General features: G+C 62.9%; 18 protein-coding genes and 1 pseudogene. 6 read left to right on the top strand and 13 right to left on the bottom strand.

Features of this window, described 5'->3' with window-relative positions; genetic code table 11:
• Nucleotides 1-82: 82 nt before the first annotated feature.
• The 6 genes from H5P29_RS30950 to H5P29_RS30925 all read right to left on the bottom strand — a co-directional run bounded on the left by H5P29_RS30950 (nt 83) and on the right by H5P29_RS30925 (nt 7412).
• Complete coding sequence (locus H5P29_RS30950; RefSeq protein ID WP_154384284.1) at nt 83-1891, bottom strand: aminopeptidase P family protein; 1809 nt, start codon at nt 1889-1891, stop codon at nt 83-85.
• A 32-nt stretch (nt 1892-1923) separates the two neighbouring features.
• Nucleotides 1924-2937 (bottom strand): ABC transporter ATP-binding protein, encoded by a 1014-nt coding sequence (locus H5P29_RS30945; RefSeq protein ID WP_246670705.1) that lies wholly within the window; start codon nt 2935-2937, stop codon nt 1924-1926.
• Nucleotides 2934-3947, bottom strand: a complete 1014-nt coding sequence (locus tag H5P29_RS30940) for an ABC transporter ATP-binding protein (protein ID WP_154384285.1) — start codon at nt 3945-3947, stop codon at nt 2934-2936. The genes H5P29_RS30945 and H5P29_RS30940 overlap by 4 nt, the downstream gene beginning before the upstream one ends.
• A gap of 1 nt (nt 3948) precedes the next feature.
• Entirely contained in the window at nt 3949-4818 is an 870-nt protein-coding gene (locus tag H5P29_RS30935) for an ABC transporter permease (protein ID WP_083948819.1), read from the bottom strand.
• Nucleotides 4815-5756, bottom strand: a complete 942-nt coding sequence (locus H5P29_RS30930; protein WP_067967635.1) for an ABC transporter permease — start codon at nt 5754-5756, stop codon at nt 4815-4817. The genes H5P29_RS30935 and H5P29_RS30930 overlap by 4 nt, the downstream gene beginning before the upstream one ends.
• Nucleotides 5757-5837: 81 nt before the next feature.
• Nucleotides 5838-7412, bottom strand: coding sequence for an ABC transporter substrate-binding protein (locus H5P29_RS30925; protein WP_067967637.1), 1575 nt, complete (start codon nt 7410-7412; stop codon nt 5838-5840).
• Between the two features lie 225 nt (nt 7413-7637).
• Between H5P29_RS30925 and H5P29_RS30920 the strand changes: the two genes are divergently transcribed.
• On the top strand, nt 7638-8258 hold the full coding sequence (locus tag H5P29_RS30920; protein WP_067967638.1) for a helix-turn-helix domain-containing protein: 621 nt from the start codon (nt 7638-7640) through the stop codon (nt 8256-8258).
• Nucleotides 8259-8260: 2 nt separating this feature from the next.
• On the opposite strand, the gene H5P29_RS30915 is transcribed toward H5P29_RS30920, so the two are convergent.
• The gene (locus tag H5P29_RS30915) at nt 8261-9292 is read right to left on the bottom strand and encodes a proline racemase family protein (protein WP_067967643.1); all 1032 of its coding nucleotides are present in this window, start codon (nt 9290-9292) and stop codon (nt 8261-8263) included.
• Between the two features lie 232 nt (nt 9293-9524).
• Here H5P29_RS30915 and H5P29_RS30910 point away from each other — a divergent pair, with 232 nt between their 5' ends.
• The 5 genes and pseudogenes from H5P29_RS30910 to H5P29_RS32770 all read left to right on the top strand — a co-directional run.
• Nucleotides 9525-10199: a GntR family transcriptional regulator gene (locus H5P29_RS30910; RefSeq protein WP_067967646.1), complete on the top strand. Its 675-nt coding sequence runs from the start codon at nt 9525-9527 to the stop codon at nt 10197-10199.
• A 118-nt stretch (nt 10200-10317) separates the two neighbouring features.
• Complete coding sequence (locus tag H5P29_RS30905; protein WP_154384286.1) at nt 10318-11649, top strand: ABC transporter substrate-binding protein; 1332 nt, start codon at nt 10318-10320, stop codon at nt 11647-11649.
• Nucleotides 11637-13553, top strand: coding sequence for an ATP-binding protein (locus H5P29_RS30900; RefSeq protein WP_246670706.1), 1917 nt, complete (start codon nt 11637-11639; stop codon nt 13551-13553). Before H5P29_RS30905 ends, H5P29_RS30900 begins: the two co-directional genes overlap by 13 nt.
• Nucleotides 13550-14884, top strand: coding sequence for a sigma-54 dependent transcriptional regulator (locus tag H5P29_RS30895; protein WP_154384287.1), 1335 nt, complete (start codon nt 13550-13552; stop codon nt 14882-14884). Before H5P29_RS30900 ends, H5P29_RS30895 begins: the two co-directional genes overlap by 4 nt.
• Before the next feature lie 66 nt (nt 14885-14950).
• Nucleotides 14951-15205, top strand: a pseudogene (locus tag H5P29_RS32770) (IS481 family transposase); the annotation flags it as partial.
• Nucleotides 15206-15417: 212 nt separating this feature from the next.
• On the opposite strand, the gene ehuA reads toward H5P29_RS32770, so the two are convergent.
• The 6 genes from ehuA to thpD all read right to left on the bottom strand — a co-directional run bounded on the left by ehuA (nt 15418) and on the right by thpD (nt 21042).
• On the bottom strand, nt 15418-16188 hold the full coding sequence (gene ehuA, locus H5P29_RS30885; RefSeq protein ID WP_067967659.1) for an ectoine/hydroxyectoine ABC transporter ATP-binding protein EhuA: 771 nt from the start codon (nt 16186-16188) through the stop codon (nt 15418-15420).
• Nucleotides 16185-16877, bottom strand: a complete 693-nt coding sequence (gene ehuD / locus H5P29_RS30880) for an ectoine/hydroxyectoine ABC transporter permease subunit EhuD (protein ID WP_067967662.1) — start codon at nt 16875-16877, stop codon at nt 16185-16187. Before ehuD ends, ehuA begins: the two co-directional genes overlap by 4 nt.
• 4 nt (nt 16878-16881) lie before the next feature.
• A complete protein-coding gene (ehuC, locus tag H5P29_RS30875) occupies nt 16882-17553 on the bottom strand; it encodes an ectoine/hydroxyectoine ABC transporter permease subunit EhuC (protein WP_067967664.1) in 672 nt (223 codons plus the stop codon).
• Nucleotides 17554-17635: 82 nt separating this feature from the next.
• Nucleotides 17636-18502: an ectoine/hydroxyectoine ABC transporter substrate-binding protein EhuB gene (gene ehuB, locus H5P29_RS30870; RefSeq protein ID WP_154384288.1), complete on the bottom strand. Its 867-nt coding sequence runs from the start codon at nt 18500-18502 to the stop codon at nt 17636-17638.
• A gap of 78 nt (nt 18503-18580) precedes the next feature.
• Nucleotides 18581-20047 (bottom strand): aspartate kinase, encoded by a 1467-nt coding sequence (locus H5P29_RS30865; protein ID WP_154384289.1) that lies wholly within the window; start codon nt 20045-20047, stop codon nt 18581-18583.
• Between the two features lie 65 nt (nt 20048-20112).
• Nucleotides 20113-21042, bottom strand: a complete 930-nt coding sequence (gene thpD, locus H5P29_RS30860) for an ectoine hydroxylase (protein ID WP_067967672.1) — start codon at nt 21040-21042, stop codon at nt 20113-20115.
• Nucleotides 21043-21050 lie beyond the last annotated feature (8 nt).

Here is a 21050-nt window from a genome sequence, read left to right as displayed (position 1 = left end):
GAAACGCCAACAGCTCTCTGATCGGAGGCCTGAGATGGAGTGCGGTCGGTCGAGGCGGCGCATGAACTGACGTGATATCCGCTCAGATGGCGTCCCGACACGGTGTGCACATGCGCTGCAGCCACTCCATGTCATCTCGGCCAAGCAGGGGGCTCAGCGCCGACCTTACTTCGTCATGATAGGCGTCGAGCCATCGTCTTTCCGACGACGACAGTAGCTCGATATTGGCGAGGCGCAGGTCGAGCGGCACCAGCGTCAGGCTCTTGAAGGCCATGAAGCCGTCGCCCGCTGCGACAACCTCGACCTGGTTTTCGAGCCGGATGCCGTATTCTTGCGCCTTGTAGTAACCGGGTTCGATTGTGGTCACCATGCCGGGCCGCAAGGCAATCTCGTTGACCCGCTTGTCGAAACGCTGCGGCTGCTCGTGCACCGACAGGAAGTGGCCGACGCCGTGCCCGGTGCCGTGGTCGTAATCGAGGCCGAGGTCCCAGAGCGGGCGCCGGGCGAAGGCGTCGATCTGGTGCCCGCAGGTTCCGGTCGGGAACTTCAACGTCAGCATCGAGATCAGCCCCTTGAGCACGGCCGTATAGGCGCGGCGGATTTCCGGGCTGATGCTGCCCAATGCCGTCGTACGCGTGGCATCGGTGGTGCCGGTCAGGTACTGCCCGCCGCTGTCCAGCAGATAGACATCGGCCGAGGTGATCGGCGTGTTGGTCTCGATGGTGGCGTTGTAGTGACACATCGCGGCATTGCCGGCGGAGGCCGAGATCGTGCGGAAGCTCGGCTCGACGAACAGCCTGCTGTCGCGGCGATAGGTCAGGATGCGCTCTTCGGCCTCCAATTCGCTCACCGGCATGCCTTGGCTTTCGCGCGTGCGGCCGTAGCGGTCGAGCCAGGCCAGGAAACGCACCCAGGCCGCGCCATCCTGCTGATGGCAGTCGCGGAAACCTTGCAGCTCGATGTCGTTCTTTTCCATCTTGGCGAGTGTGATCGGGCTGCGGGTCAGCTTGATCTCGCCGCCACTGTCACGCGCCGCATGGACAACCGCCGACGGCGCGAAACCGGGATCGACGAGCGCTGTTCGCCCCTCGGCGAAGGCCGCGACGCGTTCCAGAAGGCGCGCCGGCTCGGCGATTGCGACCTCGTCGAGCTCCAAATCGGAGAGATCGTTGGGCAGCTTGCGGTGGTCGACCAGCCACTCGGTGCGGCCGTCCTTGTCGAGGATCAGGAAGGAATGCGGCATCGGGTTGAACGCCACGTCGCGGCCACGCACGTTGAGCAGCCAGGAGATGTTGTCGGGTTGGGCCTCGACGAGGAAGTCGGCGCCCTGCGCCGCGACCAACTCCACGATACGACGCTTCTTGTCTGCAACGCTCTCGCCGGAATACTGGCGACCGAAAGCCATGATCGACCCCAGCGGCTTTTCCGGCTGGTCCGTCCAGATCGCATCGACGAGATCGCCCGGGGTCGCGACCCAGCTCCCGCCAGCTGATTCCACGGCGCGACCGCAATCCTGGTCCCAGGTCGAGGGCAAAAGCATCGCATTGAAGCCTATGCGCTGGCCTTCATCTATGTTCTTCGCCAGCCAATCCTTCAGCGGCGCATCGTAGAAATGCTCGACAGTGAAGGTGCCGAGATCGACCTCGTCGCGAACCTGCACCTGGTAGCGGCCGTCGACAAAGATTGCCGCCTTGTCGCGCATGACGATCGCGACGCCCGCCGAGCCGGTGAAGCCGGTGAGGTAGGCGAGCCGGCAGTCATGTGGCGCGCAATACTCGCTCTGGTGCTCGTCAAAGCGCGGCACGACGTAGCCGTCGAGCCCTTCTTCGGCGAGCTTGTGGCGCAGCGCTTCAACGCGGCCGGTCATGTCCAGCCTGTCGGTCGGTGTCATGTCGTCTGTCCTTGATCTGCAGATGGTCGCGGTCACACCGCTGATATGGTTTCGGCGAAGTGGCAGGCGGCCATGCCGGCGCCGACAGGTCGCAGCGCTGGCTTTTCGATACGACAGCGCTCGGCGGCATGCGGGCAGCGCACATGGAACGGGCAGCCCGGAGGGATGTCGAGCGGGCTCGGCAACTCGCCTGACAGTGCCGGCGCGCGCTTGCGGTCGGCCGGATCGAGCGACGGTGCCGCAGCCAGCAGGGCCTGCGAATACGGATGGCGCGGCCGCGAGAACAGCGCCTCGGACGGGCCGACCTCGACGATGGCGCCGAGATAGATCACCGCGACCCGGTGCGAGACGTGGCGCACCAGCCTGAGATCATGCGCAACGAATAGCACCGTCAGTCCGAGATTGTCCTGCAGCTCGAGCAGAAGGTTGACCACCTGCGCCTGAACCGAGACGTCGAGCGCTGACACAAGCTCGTCGGCGACGAGACAGATCGGCTCGAGCGACAGCGCACGCGCGATGCCGATGCGCTGGCGCTGCCCGCCGGAGAATTCGTGCGGGTACTTGTCGGCGGCACCCTCGGGCAGGCGCACGAGATCGAGCAACTCGTCTATGCGCCGCTCGATGGCAGCGCCTTCGCGCATCCTGTGCACCGAGATCGCCTCGCGCAGCGTATCGCGCACCGTCATGCGCGGGTTGAGCGAGGTATAGGGATCCTGGAACATCATCTGGACGCGCTTGTTGTAGGCGCGGCGTTTCGGTCCCTTGAGCCCGACGACGCTCTCACCCTCGAACAGAATGTCGCCGCCGCTTGGCTGGTGCAGTCCGGCGATACAGCGCGCCAGCGTCGACTTGCCGCAGCCGGACTCGCCGACGATGCCAAGCGTCTCGGCAGCCATGACGTCGAGATCGACGCCATTGAGCGCCGACACGACCTGGCACGGGCGGCGGGCGATGGCATCGGATAGCGAGCGTGGCTTTGCGAAGCGCATGGTGAGGTCGCGGATGGACAGCAGCGGCTTGGCCGGCTCCATGGTCAGCATGTTCATGACGCCGCCTCGTGTTGACGGAAGTGAGCGAGCGCCTCGGCGCGACGATGACAGGCCACCTGGTGATGCTGGCCGACGGCGGCAAGCGGGGGACGAACATCGCCGCATTCCAAACCGGCGACCGGACACCGCGCGGTGAAGGCGCAGCCCGGAGGCAGCGCGCTGAGTGACGGCGGTGCGCCGGGGATCGAGTAGAGCGGCGTGCGTGGGGCGACGTCGCGCGGGATCGAGCGCAAGAGCCCCAGCGCGTAGGGATGGCGGGCGTCGCCGATCACCTGGGTCGTCGTCCCCAGTTCGCACAGCCTGCCGCCATACATCACCGCCACCCGGTCGCAGGTCTGTGCCACCACGCCCATGTCATGGGTGACGAGGATCACCGCCATGCCGAGATCGCGGCTCAAAGACTGAATCAGGCGCAGGATCTGGTCCTGGATCGTAACGTCCAGCGCCGTCGTCGGCTCGTCGGCGAGCAGCAGCTGCGGGTTCGACGCCAACGCGATGGCGATCATGACGCGCTGGCGCATGCCGCCAGAGAACTCGTGCGGATAGTCGCCGAGCCGGTTGCGTGCAGCGGGGATGCCGACCATCTCAAGCAGTTCGACGGCCTTGGTCTTGCGGGCGCGGGCGTCGAGGTCGGTATGGGTGGCGAGGTTTTCGGAGATCTGCAGCCCCACCGTGAGCAGCGGATTGAGCGAAGACATCGGCTCCTGGAAGATCATTGCGATCTCGCGGCCGCGCACCTTGCGCAACGCCGCTTCGTCGAGCGCTGCGAGATCGCGGCCCTTCCAGAGGATTTCGCCGCCGACGCGGCCACGCGGACGGACGATGCCGAGGATCGAGCGCAAGGTGATGCTTTTGCCCGAGCCGGATTCGCCGACGAGGCCGAGGATCTCGCCGGCCTTGACGCTGAAGGAGACGTCGTCGACGGCGATCAGCGGCCGTTCTCGCGAACCAAATTCGGTTCTGAGGTGGCGCAGTTCGAGCACCGTATGTTGCGTGGGTTCGGACATCTCAGCGCCCCTTCGCTCGCAGCAGGTCGGCCAGCGCGTCGCCGAGCAGGCTGAAGCCGAGGCCGGTGAGCACGATGGCGACACCCGGCATCAGGCTCATCCACCAGGCCGTCAGCAGGAAGTTGCGCCCCTCCGAGATCAGCACGCCCCATTCGGCCGCCGGCGGCTGCGCGCCGAGGCCGAGATAGCCGAGCGACGAGCCGAGCAGGATGGCCAGCGCCATGTCGGTCATCCAGTAGACGATTACAGGCGAAATCGCGTTGGGCAAAAGGTGGCGGAAGATGATGCGGCGGTCGGAAAAGCCGAGCACACGGCCGGCGGCGGCGTAGTCGTTGGCCTTCTGCGTCATGATCTCGGCGCGGGTGAGGCGGGCGTAATAGACCCAGTTCACCATGGTGATGGCAATGTACATGTTGACCAGGCCCGGCCCGAGCACGGCGACGATGGCGATGACCAGCACCAGGAACGGGAAGGTGATGATGGCATCGACGCAGCGCCCGAAGATGGTGTCGGCGATGCCCCCGTAATAGCCGACGAAGGCGCCCGCCGTGACGCCGATGGTCAGCGCGAAGATGGTGGCAAGCAGCGCCATCTGCATGTCGACACGGTAGGCCCAGATGACGCGTGAAAGAACGTCGCGGCCGAAATTGTCGGTGCCGAATGGATGGGCGAGGCTCGGTGGTTGCTGGATCGCCGTCATGTCGAAGGCGAGCGGATCGTAGGGTGCAAAGACCTGCGGACAGAGCGCCAGCAGGATCGAACAGGCGATGATGGCGAAGCCGATGACAAAGGACGGCCGGGCGAAGGCACGGCCGAGGAAGGCCAGCAAGCGGTTTGGCCTGCGCTGTGAAGTGTGACCGAGTGCACTCATGACTTACGAAGCCTCGGATCGAGCAGCGACTGGACGACGTCGGTGAGCAGGAAGACGACCGAGACCATCACCGCGAAGGTCAAGGTCAAGCCCTGGATCAGCGGATAGTCGCGGGCAAAGATCGCTTCCAGCATCAGGCGGCCGACGCCGGGAATGGCAAACACCGTCTCGGTCACCAGCGTGCCGCTCATCAGGTTGCCGATCGACAGGCCGAGCAGGGTCACCGTCGAGACCAGCGCATTGCGCAGCACGTGGCGGGTCATGACGATGCGCGGCGTAAGCCCCTTGGCGCGGGCGAACTGGACATAGTCGGCGTCGAGCACCTCGATCAGCGAGGCGCGCAGGTTTCTGACGATGATGGCGGAGGTGTAGAGTGCCACGCTCAACGCCGGCAGCATCAGATGGTGCAAATTGCCGAGGAAGGTCGTGCCATAGCCGCCGACGGGGAACCAGCGCAACTGCGCGGCAAGCACGGTCAAAAGCACCAGCCCGATGTAGAACACCGGCATCGACAACCCGACCTGGAAGGCGCCGCGGATGACGACGTCAGTCGTGGTGTTGGCACGCATGGCGGCAAGAAAGGCGAGTGGCCCGGCCAGGAGCACAGCAAGTGCAACGGCGTAGAGCGACAGGAAGATGGTGGTCGGCAATCGGCTGAGGATCACCTCGCTCACTGGCGCCTTCATCATGATCGAGCGGCCGAGATCACCTGACAGCGTGTTCTTGACGAAGACCATGAACTGCACCGGTAGCGGCTGGTCGAGGCCGAGATTGCGGCGGATCTGCTCGACCTGCGCATCGGTCGCCTTGGCCTCGGCCATGGCGATGGCTGGGTCACCGGGAAGCATGCGCACGAGCAGAAAGATGAAGACCATGACCAAAAGGAAGGTCGGGATGATCTGCAGCAGCCGCGCCACGAGATATGAGAGAGAGGGCATTGGCTTCGCCTCGAAACACTCGCCTTGCAAAGAGGCGCGCCGGACGGATAGCCCGTCCGGCGCGCAGCGGTCACGCTTGGGTTACTTGGCGCGCCAGGCTTCCGAGAAGTCGTTGGCACCGAGCGGGGTCTGAACGTAATTCTCGAGCGACTTCGACACGGCGACTGCGAAGGGCGTCTCATAGAGGAAGAGCAGCGGCGCTTCTGCGGCGTAGATTTCCTGCATGCGCTTGTATTCGTCCTTGCGCTTGGCTGGATCGACTTCGGAGTTCGACGCCTCGAACAGCGTGTTGAATTCCTGGTTGTTCCAACCTGTGCCGACGGCCTGGCGCTGTTTGTAATAGCCGAGCCATCCAGTGACCTGGGCAGGGTCGTTGACGTCGTTGGCCCAGCCATAGGTGTGGATGTCGAACTCGCCATTGCGGTTCTTGGCGCCGCGCGTCGGGTTGTCGACCTGCTCGACCTTCAGATTGACGCCGAGCGGCGCCCACATCTGCTGCAGCGCGGTGAACAGCGTGGCGTCGTCGGCGCTGCCTGCGAGCGTGGTGAAGGTGATGTCGAGGCCGCCATCGGCGCCCGCTTCAGCCAGCAACTGCTTGGCCTTTTCCGGGTTGTAGGGATAGAGCGGCTCCGGTCCATAGTGCAGCTGGGTTGCTGCCGACATCAGCGAGGTCATTGGCTTGCCGGTGTCGAAGGTCACCAGCTTGATCAGCATGTTCTTGTCGGTAGCGTAGTTCAGCGCCTGGCGCACCTTGAGGTCGGCGAGCGGGTTCTTCGAGCCGTCCTTGCGGGTGTCGCGGGTATTGATCGGCGCATAGATGATGCGGGTCGAGGGAAATAGCTCCATCTTCAGACTGGCGTCGCCGCTGAGTTCGCCGACACGGGCGAACGGAATGAATTCGGCGACGTCGACCTCGCCGGCCTGAAGCTTGAGGATGCGGGTGGCGTCATCTGGAATGACGACGAAATCGACGCCATCGAGATAGGGCAGCGACTTGCCGTCCTCGCCGGCGCGCCAGTAGTTCGGGTTCCTGGCGAAGCTCATGCTCGAACCGGCAACCCGGCTCTTCATCGTGAAAGGCCCTGACGTCACCGGGTTGTTGTCGAAATAGGCCTTGGCCTTTTCCTGGTCGTTGCTGCCTGATGCCTTTTCGAACGCCGCCTTGGAGACAATTCCGGTGTTGAAGGTGGCGAGGATCGAGGGGATCGTCGGATCGGGTTGCTTCAACGACAGCGTGACCTTGCCGCCCTCTGCCGTCACCTTTTCGACCGAGCCGAGCAGGCCGCCCCATGGCCCGTCGGGATTGCGGGCGCGATCGAGCGAAAAGACAACGTCGTCGCCCGTGATGGCCGAGCCATCGGAGAATTTCAGGCCGTCGCGCAGCTTGAGCGAGATCGATTTGCCGTCGCCGGCGACCGCGTAGCTTTCGGCCAGGCCGGGCTCGATCGCGCCGTCGGCGCCGTTGCGCAGCAGCGTCTCATACAGGCTGGTGATCATCCACAGGTCGGGATTGCGGTCGGCCCAAACCGGGTCGATGACGGTGGAGTCGTCATAACGGGCAAAGGTCATCGAGCCGCCGCGCTCGATCGCCAAAGCCGACGTCGCGGCGCCAAATCCCAGAGCTGCGCCGAGCAAAAGCGGCAAAAAGCGTTTCATGTCTTCTCCTCCTCTTGGCCTGCCGGCAATGCCGGCGCTACGCCTCAACGACCAGTTTGGATATTTTATCCAATCTTGCCGGACAATATTCTTTGCGTCCGGATTGCCGCGAAGGCATTGTGTGGTTCCCCATCAAAGCGGCGGCGCGGTGGCCATTTGGCTTGCGCACCAACTTTAGCTGGACTAAAGTTCATCGAAATTGTGAAGTCAAGCGGAAAGACAGTGATGCCCCTCGATATCGATGACGCGGCCGCAGGCACCGGGGACGCGCCGCATCCGGACATGCCTGCCGCCGCTTCGATCGGACAGATGTTGCGGGCGCGCCGCAAGCTGATCGGCAAGACCATGAAGCAGGTCGCGGCCGAGGCGGGCCTGACCGAAGGCTTCATCAGCCAGATCGAGCGCGGGATTTCGACGCCGTCGCTGATTTCGCTCTACAATGTCGCCAACGCGCTCGAGACCAGCGTCGACACCTTCCTGTCGCAACCGCCGGAGCATGCCCACTCGATGGTCTCCCATGCCGGTGCGCGCCGCAGCTACAATGTCGAGACCAAGGAGCGGGTCTATGAACTGCTCGAACGCGGCTTTCCCGGTGCCCAGCTCAATGGCTGCATCACCCACATGCCACAAGGCTATGCCTCGGAAATCACGACCCATCAGGGCGAGGACTTTCTTTATCTGATCGAGGGCGAGATGCTCTACGAGATCGATGGCAAGGAGTACCTGCTCAAGGCCGGCGACACGCTGCACTTCCCTGCTTCGCTGCCGCACCGTGCCCGCAACGTCGGCCCGGGTCCGGCGCGCGAGCTCTGGGTCGGCACCACGCGCATCATCTCCGAGACCTGACCCTACTGCTTTCGCGGCCAGGTGTCGGCGAGCCGGTAGCCTGCCGGCCAGGGATCGTCGGGATCGAGCATCACCTGGTGGGTTCCGGTGATCCAGGCGCGTCCGGAGATTTCCGGAACGATCGCCGGCCGGCCGGCGACTGACGTCTCGCCGACGATGCGGCAATCGAAGGTCGAATCGATGATCGAATGGCCGCTGAAACGCTGGCCGACCTTCATCAGTCCGCGTGCGTGCAGCACGGCCATGCGTGCCGAGCAGCCGGTGCCGGTCGGCGAGCGGTCGAGCTTGGCGGGCTGGATGACGACGGTGTTGCGGCCATGCAGGACGCCGTCCCTTTCTTCGACCGGAAGCGCCAACTGGCAAAACGAGATGTGGTCCCATTCGTGGTTCTCGGGATGCGAGAAGCCGAGCTGTTCATTGGCGGCGCGGGTGATCCTTATGCCGGTTTCGGCCAGCTCGCGCGCCTCGTCGGGCGTGACGGAAAATCCCAGCGCCTTCGCATCGGCGATGACGAAGCTGTCGCCGCCGTAAGCGGTGTCGACGGTCAGCGTGCCCAGGCCCTCGACCTCGAGCTTTGCGTCCAGCCTGTCGGCGAAGGACGGCACGTTGGTGACCGTGATCCGCTCGGCCTTGCCATTGCGGCAGCTGGCCACGACGTCGACAAGGCCGCCCGGCGCTTCAAGGACAAATCGCGTCTCCGGCTCCTGCATCGGCACGATGCCGCTGTCGAGCAGCACAGTCGAAACGCAGATCGAGTTGGACCCAGACATCGGCGGCGTGTCTTCCGGCTCCATGATGATGAAGCCCATCGCGGCACGCGGATCCTTGGGCGGCACCAGAAGATTGATGTGGCGGAACACGCCGCCGCGCGGCTCGTTGAGCACGAAATTGCGCAGCGTCTTGTCCTCGGCGATGAAGCGCCGCTGTTCCCATAGCGTCTCGCCAGGCGGCGACGCGACCCCGCCGACGATGACGTCGCCGACCTCGCCCTCGGCGTGGCACGACACGATATGGATCACCTTGCTTGTGCGCATCCTTCGCCTCCCCGTGAATTCGCCTTGTCGGCTTCCGCTACGATACCGGTCGCGTTGCCGTATCGTGCCTTAGCCGCTCGCACCTTGGCACCCATAGAAACATCGGATCCAATATACAATCTGGAATATGCAATTGTGCGGGAAGAAAATGCTGGGCATGTTGCCCCGCGCCGTTGCAGCACCTATCACCGAGGCTTGGCCGTTTGCCGCAATCCCGCAAGGTTGGACCGCAATGAAACTGGAGACCGTCGATATCAGGCAGGCCGCATCGGCGGCCGATATCGTCTACGAGGCGCTGCGCAAGGCGATCATCGAGGGTGACCTCGCCGAAGGCGAAAACCTGAGGCAGGACCAGATCGCCTTGATGTTCAACACCAGCCGCATCCCGGTGCGCGAGGCGCTGTCGCGGCTCGAGCAGAACGGCCTGATCACCACGCAGCGCTACAAGGGCGCAGTCGTTGCAGGGTTGTCGATCGAGGAGATCGAGGAGATATTCGAGTTCCGTGCGCTGATCGAGGCCGAGGTCATCCGACTGGCCGTGCCGAAGTTGACCGGAAAGACCCTCGACGCGGCCCGACGCCACTGCCAAGCGTTCGACAGCGAGGCCAATTCGGCGATGTGGGGCGAGATCAACCGCAACTTCCACTACAGCCTCTACGAGGCGGCGCGACGGCCCTACTACCTGCAGATCGTGCGCGCTTCGCTCGACCGCATCGACCGCTATTTGCGCGCCCAGTTGACGCTGACCAACGGCATGAGCCGGGCACGGCGCGAGCACAAGGGTATTCTCGATGCCTGTATCGCGGGCGATGCCGACAAGGCTGCCGAGCTCACCCGCGACCACATTCTCGGCGCCGGCCGCGCCCTGGTGACGTTCCTCGAGGAAACGCGCGGCAGGAACGACTGAGAGGGGCCTGCCGTCGCAGGGCCGTCCGGGGTGGCGCCTCTGGATGGCCATACGTTAGATTGAGCGTTTCCACGAAGGCGGCCACGACGATGAGGGCAGATTGGCCAGGATAGGTATCTTGTCGGCGCTCGTGCTGTCGGCCATGTGCACGCTCGCATCGCTTGCCGGCGCTGTCTGGGCGGCGGATCGTCGTGACCTCGTCGTGGTCACTTCCTATCCACCATCCTTCATCGAGCCGTTCCAGAGGGCCTTTGAGCGCCGCAACGCCGACATCCGCCTCGTCGTCATCCAGCGCAACACGGCAAGCGCCAGCCGCTTCATCATCGAGAAGACGGAAGTTGCCGCCGACATCTTCTGGGCTTCCGCCGCCGATGCCTTCGAGCTGCTGAAGCGGACAGGTGAACTGCGACCGATCGCGCCGCGGCCAACCGGCGCACCTGCCAGGGTACTCGGTTATCCGGTCGACGATCCCGGCGGCTACTATCTCGGCTTCGCCTTGTCGGGCTATGGCTTCGTCTACAATCCATCCTATCTCGCGCAGCACGGCCTGCCGGTCCCGCGCGACTGGCAGGACCTGATCAAGCCGGTCTATTCGGGACACATCGGCATCACCTCGCCGTCGCGCTCGGGCACGACGCACCTGATCGTCGAAGCGCTGCTGCAGACCTACGGCTGGGATCACGGCTGGGCGCTGCTGTCGCAGTTGGGCGGCAACCTGTCGACGGTCACGGCGCGCAGCTTCGGTGTTGCTTCCGGCGTCGCGCAGCGGCGCTTCGGCATCGGTATCACCATCGACTTCCTGGCGCGGGCACCGGATCTGGCCAAGGCCGACAATGTCTTCATCACGCCACGCAATGCGGTCTTCGTGCCCGCAAGCATCGCCATCCTGTCGCGTTCGCGCAACATCGAGGGCGCGGAGCGCTTCGTCGATTTCGTTCTTTCGGAGGAGGGCCAGAAAATCCTGCTCACGCCGGCAGTCGGTCGCATTCCCGTGCTGGCGTCGTTGAACGGAGGGCTGCTGCCGCAGCAGGCTGGCGACGGCCTGCTGAAGTACCACAGCTTCGACCCATCCGCCTCGGCAGCGCGATATGGACTCGTCAACCTCATGTTCGACGATTACATCGTGCGCCGCCGGGCAATGCTCGCGCGGTTGTGGAAGCGGCTTACCGATCTGGAGACGGCAAACATTGACGATCCGCAACGGCAAGAGATGCTGGGGAGGGCCCGTGCCTTGCTGAGCATGCCGCCGCTCTCGGCAGAGGAGATGACGAGCCTTGCCGACCCACTGAAGACGGAATGGCCGCGCGGGGCGGTGCGCTCGCCCGAGCAGCAGGCATTCGCCCGCGCCTTGCGCAGCACCATCGAGCAAAACCTGGCTGCTGCAGAAAGCCTGATCATGACTGCGTCGCGTGATCCCGACAGTCTGCGTTATCAGCCATGGCGGCAATGATGGCGGTCGATCATCCCGGCGCTGCCGCAACCCGCGACTGGCGCTTTGGCATCGGCGCCCGCCTCGCTCTGGCCTTCATTGCCATTGTCGGCCTTGCCGTGGGCGCCTGCGTCGTCGGCTGGCTGTCTTACGAACGCCTGTCCGGAGAGCTGTCACGGATCGCCAACGAACAGATGCCGCAACTGGCTTACGCCTCCCGCCTCTCAACGGCGGGCGCCGACATCGGCTCGGTCACGGCGGTGTTGGCGGGGGCCGAGACGCGCAGCGAGTTCAACGAGATCCGCGCCATCTATGCCGAGCGGTTGAAGCTGCTGCAGTCATTGCTGGCCGAAAGCGATTCCAACTCGCCGGTCGGCGCCTTGCTGCCGCTTGCCAACGGGATCAACGACAATCTGCGTCAGATCGATGTCGCCGCCGGCAAGCGTTTCACACTGCTGGAGGCCATGCGCTCGGATATCGACGAACTCAGATGGGTGCAGGCCGACCTGCTCGACGAAGCCGAGCCGCTGGTCGAGGATATCCGTTTCAACATCGAGGCCGAAACACGTAACAGCCAGGGAGCGGCAGCGCTGGCCGAACAGCGCAAGAGTGAAGCGCTGCTGACTGCCGTGTCGCAGGCCAATCTTGCGACAGGCCTCATCGGTCGGCTGGTGAATGCCACCACGGCCGAGGAGGTGCAGGAAACCAACGCCTTCCTCGGCGACAGCGCCGACGAACTGGCCAACCGGCTGGGAACGCTTGGCAACTGGCCGGACAGCATCACCGTGCGCCAGTTGAGCGGCCGCATCCTTGAGCAATCCAACGCCCAAACCGGGATCCCGAACCGCAAGCGCTCGGAGATGATCGAGGCGGCCAGGCTGACCGAGCTTGCCGGCCAGAACGGTCGGCTGGTCGACGAGCTCGGCCGCAAGATCGCAGCCGAAGTCGTGGCGATCGAGGCAAGTGCCAATGCCGCCGCCAAACGTGCCGCTGCGGCCATCGACACCGGGCGCAAGCTGCTGGCGGCGATCGCCGTCCTGTCCGTGGTGCTGGCGTTGGGGATCGGCATCTTCTACGTCCAGCGCAACCTGCTCAGCCGCATTCGCTTGCTTGCTGACGAAGCTGGCGCCATCAGCAGCGGCAGGCCGACGGCCGCAGCATTGCCCGAAGGCGCCGACGAACTCGGCGATCTCGCCCATGCGCTGACGATGTTCCGGCAAACCCGCGACGAGCTTGTCCAGTCGGCAAAGCTCGCTGCCCTCGGCCAGATGGCCGCCGGTATCGGCCACGAGCTCAACCAGCCTCTGGCTGCCATCCGCGCCCACATCCACAGCGGCTCGACGCTGATATCGCGCGGCAAGGGCGAGCAGGCGCTGGTCAACCTGGACAAGATCAAGGCGCTGACCGGCCGGATGGCTGACCATATCAGCCACATCAGGCGCTTTGCCCGCCGCCCGGACGCGAAGCTCAGGCCGACTGACATCTCCGCCTGCGTGCGCGATGCGCTTGCGCTGCTCGAGCACCGCTTCGAAGAGGAAGGCGTCGTTCTCGACGTCAGCCTGCCTGACGCTGGTCGGGCCAATGTGATGGCCGAGCCGGTGCGGCTCGAACAGGTCGCGGTCAATCTGGTTGCCAATGCGCTCGACGCCGTCAAGGGCCAGCCCGTGAGGCATGTCAGTGTCCTGGTGGAACCAGACGGGGCGGGTGCCCGCCTGATCGTCGGCGATACCGGCATGGGCATCGCGCCAACCGATGTCGGTGCGGTGTTCGATCCGTTCTTTACCACCAAGCCGGTCGGGTCCGGCCTCGGGCTCGGCTTGTCGATTTCCTACAACATCGTCAAGGATTTCGGCGGCGACATTTCGATCCTCGAGACCGGTCCGCAAGGCACCCGCTTTCTTGTTAGCCTGAAAGGACCTGAATGACGCCCGACATCATCCTGATCGATGACGACGCCAATGTGCTTGACGCCTGCCGTGAAGTGCTGGAGCTCGAAGAGCTGCGTGTGGCCGCGCATGGGTCGGTCAAATCGGCGCTCGCCGGATTGAGGGCAGACACCTCGGCCGTCATCGTTTCGGACGTGCGCATGCCCGATCATGACGGCTTCGATCTGGTGGCGGCGGTACGCAAGATCGACCGCGAAATTCCCATCATCCTGATGTCTGGCCATGGCGACATTCCGATGGCGCTGCGGGCGATGCGCGACGGTGCCTGGGACTTTCTCGAAAAGCCCGCCGATCCGCTGCATCTGATCGAGACGGTGCGCCGGGCCCGTGACCACCGGCATCTTGTCATCGAAAACCGGCAGCTTCGGCTGTCGTCGGAGACGGACGCCTGGGAGACGCGGCTGATCGGTCATTCCGCGCCGATGGTCGCCTTGCGTGAGAAGCTGAAGCGGATCGCAGGTGCTGCGACCGACGTCCTGATCATCGGCGAAACCGGCACCGGCAAGGAAGTGACGGCGCGCGCCATCCACGATTTCAGCGCTCGCAAGGGGCGCTTCGTTGCGGTCAATTGCGGGGCAATCCCCGAGACCATGCTGGAAACCGAGCTTCTCGGCCACGAGGCCGGCGCCTTCACCGGCGCCCGCGAGCGCCGGATCGGCAAGATCGAACACGCCAGCGGCGGCACGCTGTTTCTCGACGAGATCGAATCGATGCCGCTCGTCGCCCAGGTACGGCTGCTGCGCGTGCTCCAGGAGAGGGTCATCGAGCGGCTCGGCTCGAATGTCGAGCTGCCTGTCGATATCAAGGTCGTCGCGGCGACCAAGGCGGACCTGCATCAGCTGGCACGGCAAGGCAAGTTCCGCGAGGATCTTGTCTTCCGTCTCGATATCGCCCGCGTCGAGATTCCGCCGCTTGCCGCCCGCAAGAGCGATGTCGGCCTGCTGTTTCGCCATTTTCTCGGACTCGCTGCCAAGCGCCAGGGGCGAACGGCCCCCAAGGTGGAAGCTGCCTGGCTGGCCGAGCTCGAAAGCAGGCCGTGGCCGGGAAACGTTCGCGAGCTTCGCAACGTCGCCGAGCGTTTCATGCTTGGTCTGGAAGATCATGCGATGTTCGACAGGCCAGCCGGCAACAGCGACAGCCTCGAGGCGCGGATGGACCGGCACGAACGGGCCGTCATACTCGACAGCCTGGCTCATCACGACGGCCGGATCGGCGCCACGGCCGACACGCTCGGCATTTCGCGCAAGACGCTTTATCTCAAGATGCGCAAGTTCGGCATCTCGGTGGCCGGCGAGGGCGAAGGCGACTAGACTAGCTGTTTGGTCCCGGAGTGTGGCGGGAGGCAGTCAAGCTGATCCTTCATTCCGGGAGAAGCTATGGGACAGATACTCCGCGGCAGTGCTACGACCACGCAAGCCATCCGAGCAGCGGTACAGTGATCGAACGCTCAGCTCAACGAGCTAGCCGTGCAGCACGACCTAAATCAGAAATCTGTTGCCAAGTGGCACAAGCGGGCTTTTGTCCACGATGCGCCGATGGGGCCGATGACCGTGCAAACCGCCAATGAAGAGGCGACGGTCGTTGCCTTTCGTAAGCATACGCTGCTGCCTCTGGATGACTTCCTCTATGCGCCTGCGGGAGGCAACCGGTTCGGCGGTATCACTACGAGACTCACCGCCAACTCGAAGATCACCTTGCCGCCTTCCTCGAAGGCTGCAATTTTCGTCCGACCCCTCAAGACCCTTCGCGGTCTTGCATCCTTCGAAGCCATCTGTACGGACTGGGCCTATCAGCCAGATCGCTTCCGGTTCGACCTGGTCCACTTGACCTCGGGACTGAACACCTAGTCTAGGATCGCTTTCAGGAACTCACGTGTTCTCTCTTCACTTGGATCGGTGAAAAGCTCGTCCGGCGTCCCTTCCTCGCGGATTTGCCCGCGGTCGAAGAAGCAGACACGGTCGGATATCTCGCGTGCAAACCGCATCTCGTGGGTTACGAGCAGCATGGTCAGGTCGTGTTCTTCAGCAAGCCGGCCGATAACCGTAAGCACCTCACCCACCAATTCAGGGTCGAGCGCCGACGTTGGTTCATCAAACAACAGGATACTGGGCCTCATCGCAAGTGCACGCGCTATACCGACACGTTGCTGCTGTCCCCCAGACAGCTGATGCGGGAATTTCTTCGCCTGATCGGCAAGACCTACCAGATCCAGCAGTTCCTCGGCGCGTAGCTGTGCCTCCTTCTTGCCAAGGCCAAGTACTTTTACAGGAGCTTCGGTAATGTTGCGCATCACCGTCATGTGAGGAAACAGGTTGAACTGTTGAAACACCATGCCCAGTTTGGAGCGCATTCGGCGCAGATGCGCTTCGCTGGCCGGCAGGAGGGAGCCCTCGCGCAGTTCATGCCATAGTGGTTCGCCGTCGACATGGACAACGCCGCCATCAATCCCCTCGAGCGTCATCAGGATACGCAGCACCGTCGACTTGCCTGACCCTGAAGGGCCGATGATCGAGACCTTTTCGCCCTTCTTGACCTCGAAATCGAGCTCGTCGAGCACGGTGAGGTCGCCAAAACGTTTGACCACCTTGTCGAATCTTATGATGGCATCGGTCATTTCAGCGGAAGTCCTTGCTTGGGAAGGTAGGTGTCGAGAACGCGGACGCCGGCCGAGGCCACAAGAGTCATGACGAGATAAAGGCAGCCAACCAGCGACAGCGGTACGAGATAGTCGAAGGTGCGGTCGCCGATGATCTTGGCGACATTGAGCATTTCGAGAACAGTCACAACCGACAGCACCGGAACGTCCTTCATGATTGAGACCAGATAATTGCCCATTGCCGGCACGATGCGCGGCACTGCCTGCGGCACGACAATGTGGGTAAAGGTGTTGGCGGCCGATAGGTTGAGCGCACGGGCCGCCTCGCGCTGGTCTCTGCCTACTGCCTCGATGCCGGCGCGGTAGACTTCCGAAGTATAGGCACTGTACTGGATGCCCAAGGCGAGCGCTCCGGTCATGAAAGCCGGCAGCACGATGCCGTATTCGGGCAGCACGTAGTAGAGGAAGAACAACTGTACCAGCAGTGGTGTGTCGCGAATGAATTCGGTGACGAGTCGTGCCGGCCAGGCAATGAACCGCGACCGCGCGCTCTTGAGAACGGCAAGAAAGAGCCCGAGCACCAATGCGACGAAGAAGCCGAGTACGGTTGCCTGAATTGTCACCCACATGCCGACCAGCAGGATAGGCAGGATGGAGATGGCAAAGTTCAACGGGTTCGTCAGGTCCCATTCGAAGCCGAAAAGCATGGAACTAGCTCCCCACCATGCGCCATCGACCGGCGAAGCGTTCGATAAGGTGCATGACAACTGTGACCACCAGAGCCATGCCGAAATACATCAACAGCAACAACGTGTAGATTGTCGTGCTGTCTTGGGTGAAGTTGCGAATCTGTTCGGCGCGGAAGGTCAGATCGCCGAGGCTTATCAGTGAAACAAGCGCAGTATCCTTGAGGTTCTGTACAGCCAGATTGCCAAATGAAGGCATCATCTCGGGAATTGCCTGCGGGATGACGATGTTGAACAGTGTCTGCCTTGGGGTGAAGTTAAGGGCACGCGCCGCTTCGCGCTGGTTCTGGTGGACAGACTGGATGGCGCCGCGCACGACTTCGGCACCGTAGGCGCCGATATTGAGGCCAAGTGCCAGCACGCCGGCAACCACTGGCGGCAGCCGCAGGTCTATACCGATCGCCATGCCTGCCAAGGGCAGAGCGAAATACAGCCAGAATAGCTGCACGAGCAACGATGTACCGCGGAAGAGTTCGATATAGCCGACCGAGACGCTCTTGATTGCCATGTTGGACGACAGCTTGCCGATGCCGAAGACAAAGGCGAGAACCCCGCCCAAGATCGTGGAATAGACGGTGAGTTGGACCGTGACCCACGCGCCCTCCGCCAGGGGAAGGAGATATTCAGACCAGTGCATGAGTTGATCCTGCGGGAAAGGTGATCAGAACCGAAAAGGCGGGTACCGTGGCACCCGCCTCGATCGCGTCTATGCCGTCAGCTTAGTCGGCGCTGCAAAGATCGGCTGTGGTGTGAGCAGTCGATCCCGAAACGTCAGCTTCGGTGAACCCGTAACCGGTTACGATCTCCTTCCACTCCGGCATTTTCTTGAACTCGGACAGCGCGTCATTCACGGCATCACGCAGGCTTTCGTTGCCACTGGCGAATGTGAACCCGCCCCAACTGCGAACCTCTTTGCCGTTCACCACCGGATCGGCAAAGTCGGACGCCACTTCCACGCCGTCGTTCTGGCTGGCCAGTCCGCTCACCGTCAGGCTGGTCGCGGCATAGGCATCAGCCCGTCCGGTTGAAACCGTTGAGATTGCATCGGCGTTGGAGGCGATGGTCACCAGATTACCTTCGGCAACGCCCAGCGCCTGCATCATCTCCAACTGGTCGGCACCCGCCATGATCGCAACCTTGAGCGCGGAATTCTTGGCGAAATCTTCATATGTCTTGATATCCTTCGGGTTGCCCGCAGCAACCAGAAGTCCTTCGCCGTAGGAGGTATTGGGTTCCGAGAAGAGGACCGTCTTGCAACGGTCGGGCAGGATAGCCATCTCGGCCGCCACCATGTCGAAGCGATCCGCCTGAAGGCCGGGGATAAGCGAAGAGAAGCTGGTCGTCACCCATTCGATCTTTTCGATGCCGAGATTTTCCATCAGCTTCTTGGCAACCGTGGGGCCGGCGCCGAGGGCCTCGCCCTTGGGGTCGACATAGCCATACGGGATCTCATTAGCGACAGCGATGCGGATCGTGCCCGACTTCTTGATCTGCTCGAGCGTCGCGGCATTGGCCAAGGTGAGGGCGAGTGCGGACATGGCAACGCCCGAAAGCGCCATCAGTACAGTTCTTCCGAATCCGGTCATCTCTCATACTCCTGTTGTTTTGATATGCGTCGGTATTGTGGAACCTGGATCAGCTTCGCCGATCGATCGCTCCCGAAGTCAGGCCGCGGCATTCAGCGGGGACACGTAGTCGGTAGCCGCCAGTTGCCGTGTTTCGATAAGCTCCCGATGCAGGCTTGTGACGGCCAGCTCGAAGTCGGATTCCTCAATGATCACCTGAAGGTCCACCTTGCGGACCAGGGCATGGACGCCTAGCGGCGCGATCTCAGCCTTCGCCAAAGCGTCGATGGCGCGCGCGAGTATGGTGGGGTCTGCGATGTTGCGCCCGATGGCCGAGATCAGCGCGACCTTTCGCAGTGTGATCTCCGCGTTAGGGTAGGCCTTGGACAGGTCCGACTCGACCCTCTTGATTGCCTTCATCGAACCCTTGAGGAAGTGGGTGATCGTGTTGGCGTTGGAGGTCTTCGACAGGATCCAGACCTTATGGCGCGTCAGCGCTTCCAGTATCTCGGCGTCATAGCCCTTAACCCCAACCATGTTCTGGTCGTAGAACTCGAAGGCAAACACATTCTTCAACCCGGTGACGATCTCGACCTGAGCAGACTGAGCTGCAAGGTCGGCTCGTATCAGCGTACCCTCATGGTCCGGCTCGAAGGCGTTGCGCACCCGCAACGGAATGCCGGCCTGGCGCAGGCTCTTGGCGGCGCGCGGATGGATCGCTTCCATGCCCATGTTCGACAACTGATCGGCAACGTCGTAGTTGGTTGCCCCGATCACACGGACAGCGCCGGTCCCAACGATGCGCGGATCGGCGGATGACAGGTGGAATTCCTTGTGAATAATGGCTTCGCTGGCCTGGGTTACCACGGCCACGCGCGACAGTGTGACCTCGCTGTAGCCGCGGTCGTAGCTGCGCATAAGCGCTTCGGTGCACTGGGCATACCCGGTCACGATCGGTAGTTCTCGGCTCAGGTCGACATCGGCGAACGCACGGCGGATACATTCGTCAAGATCGTGCTGGACCCCTTCGCGCCAGCCGGTCAGATCGATAAGCCGGGCATTGACGCCGTGCAGGTTGAGCAGCAGCACTGTATTAAAGGCCGACTGAGCCTCGCCCAGCGAACACAGCATTTCACGCACCGTCAGCAGGTGGTGTTCGAGCTGGAAGTGGCCGAAGGAACAAAGGCGCGCCAGATCGATCATGCACGATCGGACGCCCTCTATGCGTTCACGCACAAATCGATCGGCGGTCTGGCGTGCACTGTCGTCGGCGGCGAAGACAGTGGCGTTGTGCGTCTGCATCCTCTCGGCTGCCGCATTGAGCGCATCGCCCCAGATCCAGCCGCCTTCAGCGCCGGCAAACAGCGTATAGACACCCGGCTCGCCGGTCTTCTTGTGCTCGAGCAGGCTGTCGGTCACCCCTGCATAGGCCGAGACCACTAGAATGCGGTTGTAGAGGGTGTCTTCGCTGCGGTCGCCTATCAGGACTGTATCGAGCAGTTCCTTCGAGCGGGACATCGATGTGCCGCCGATCTTTTCTGCCGTGTGGGATTTGGTCGTGGTCATGATTTCTCCGGACGCCCCATGATCTGGCGGAGCGTCGTATGTCTGGACACGTCTGAGGGCGCGGATCATCCCAGCCGGCCGCGCTCGACCTTTATCGGGCCCGAAGGGTTGCGCGAGCTCAGAAAGTCGGGTCGCGGCGCCTTGGCCGCGAAAGGCGCTCCGACGCGATTGCTCCAGGCGTTGTAGACAAAAAACGCGTTGGAACGCGGGAATGGTGTGATATTTCCATTCGATCCATGCAGAGTATTGCAGTCGAACAGGATGACGGTGCCGGCCTTGCCGGGAACACATTCGATGCCGAACGCTTCGGCCATTCTCGACAGGGTCTGCTGCGAAGGCACGCCCACCTCTTGCTTCTGCAGCGAGGTCGCATGGTTGTTGTCAGGCGTTACTCCTGCGCAGGAGACGAACGTCTTGTGCGAGCCGGGTATGAGCATCAGTGCGCCGTTGAGCGCATCGTTGTCAGTCAGTAGGACCGAAGCCGAGATGGCCCGCATCCGCGGCATACCGTCCTCCGCGTGCCATGTCTCAAAATCGGAATGCCAGTAGAATTCCTTTCCGGTGAAGCCCGGCTTGTAGTTCAGCCGCGACTGATGCAGGTACACCTCGTCGTTCAGCAGAAACCCGGCACGCCCAGCGATACGTTCGTCGCGCGCCAGGCGGTCAAACAGCGCGTTCTGCTGGTCCAGACGAAACACCGTCCGCACCTCTTTCGAACCCGGTTCGGTGATGATGTTATTGGGATCAAGTTCGGCGTCGCCGGACCGCATCCGCGAAGATTCGCCTTGCAAGGCAGCAATCTCTGACTCCGAAAATACGTCGTCGAGCACGAGATATCCGTCCTGCTCGAACGCGCGGGCCTGATCATGGGTCAGCGGCGCGTCCGGTGACCATTGGCCCCATACGGTAGGATCCTTGCGTTCGAGCCAGCGTTCTCCGGGTCGACGAGTGGGGTAGTCGTCGGGGCTGGCGACGGAGGTTGCATGTAATGCCATGGCTTAGC

It is taken from the genome of Aminobacter sp. MDW-2 (assembly GCF_014250155.1).
Lineage (GTDB): Bacteria > Pseudomonadota > Alphaproteobacteria > Rhizobiales > Rhizobiaceae > Aminobacter > Aminobacter ciceronei.
The sequence above is the reverse complement of the archived record's forward strand: the minus strand, read 5'-3'. Positions and strand labels throughout refer to the sequence as shown.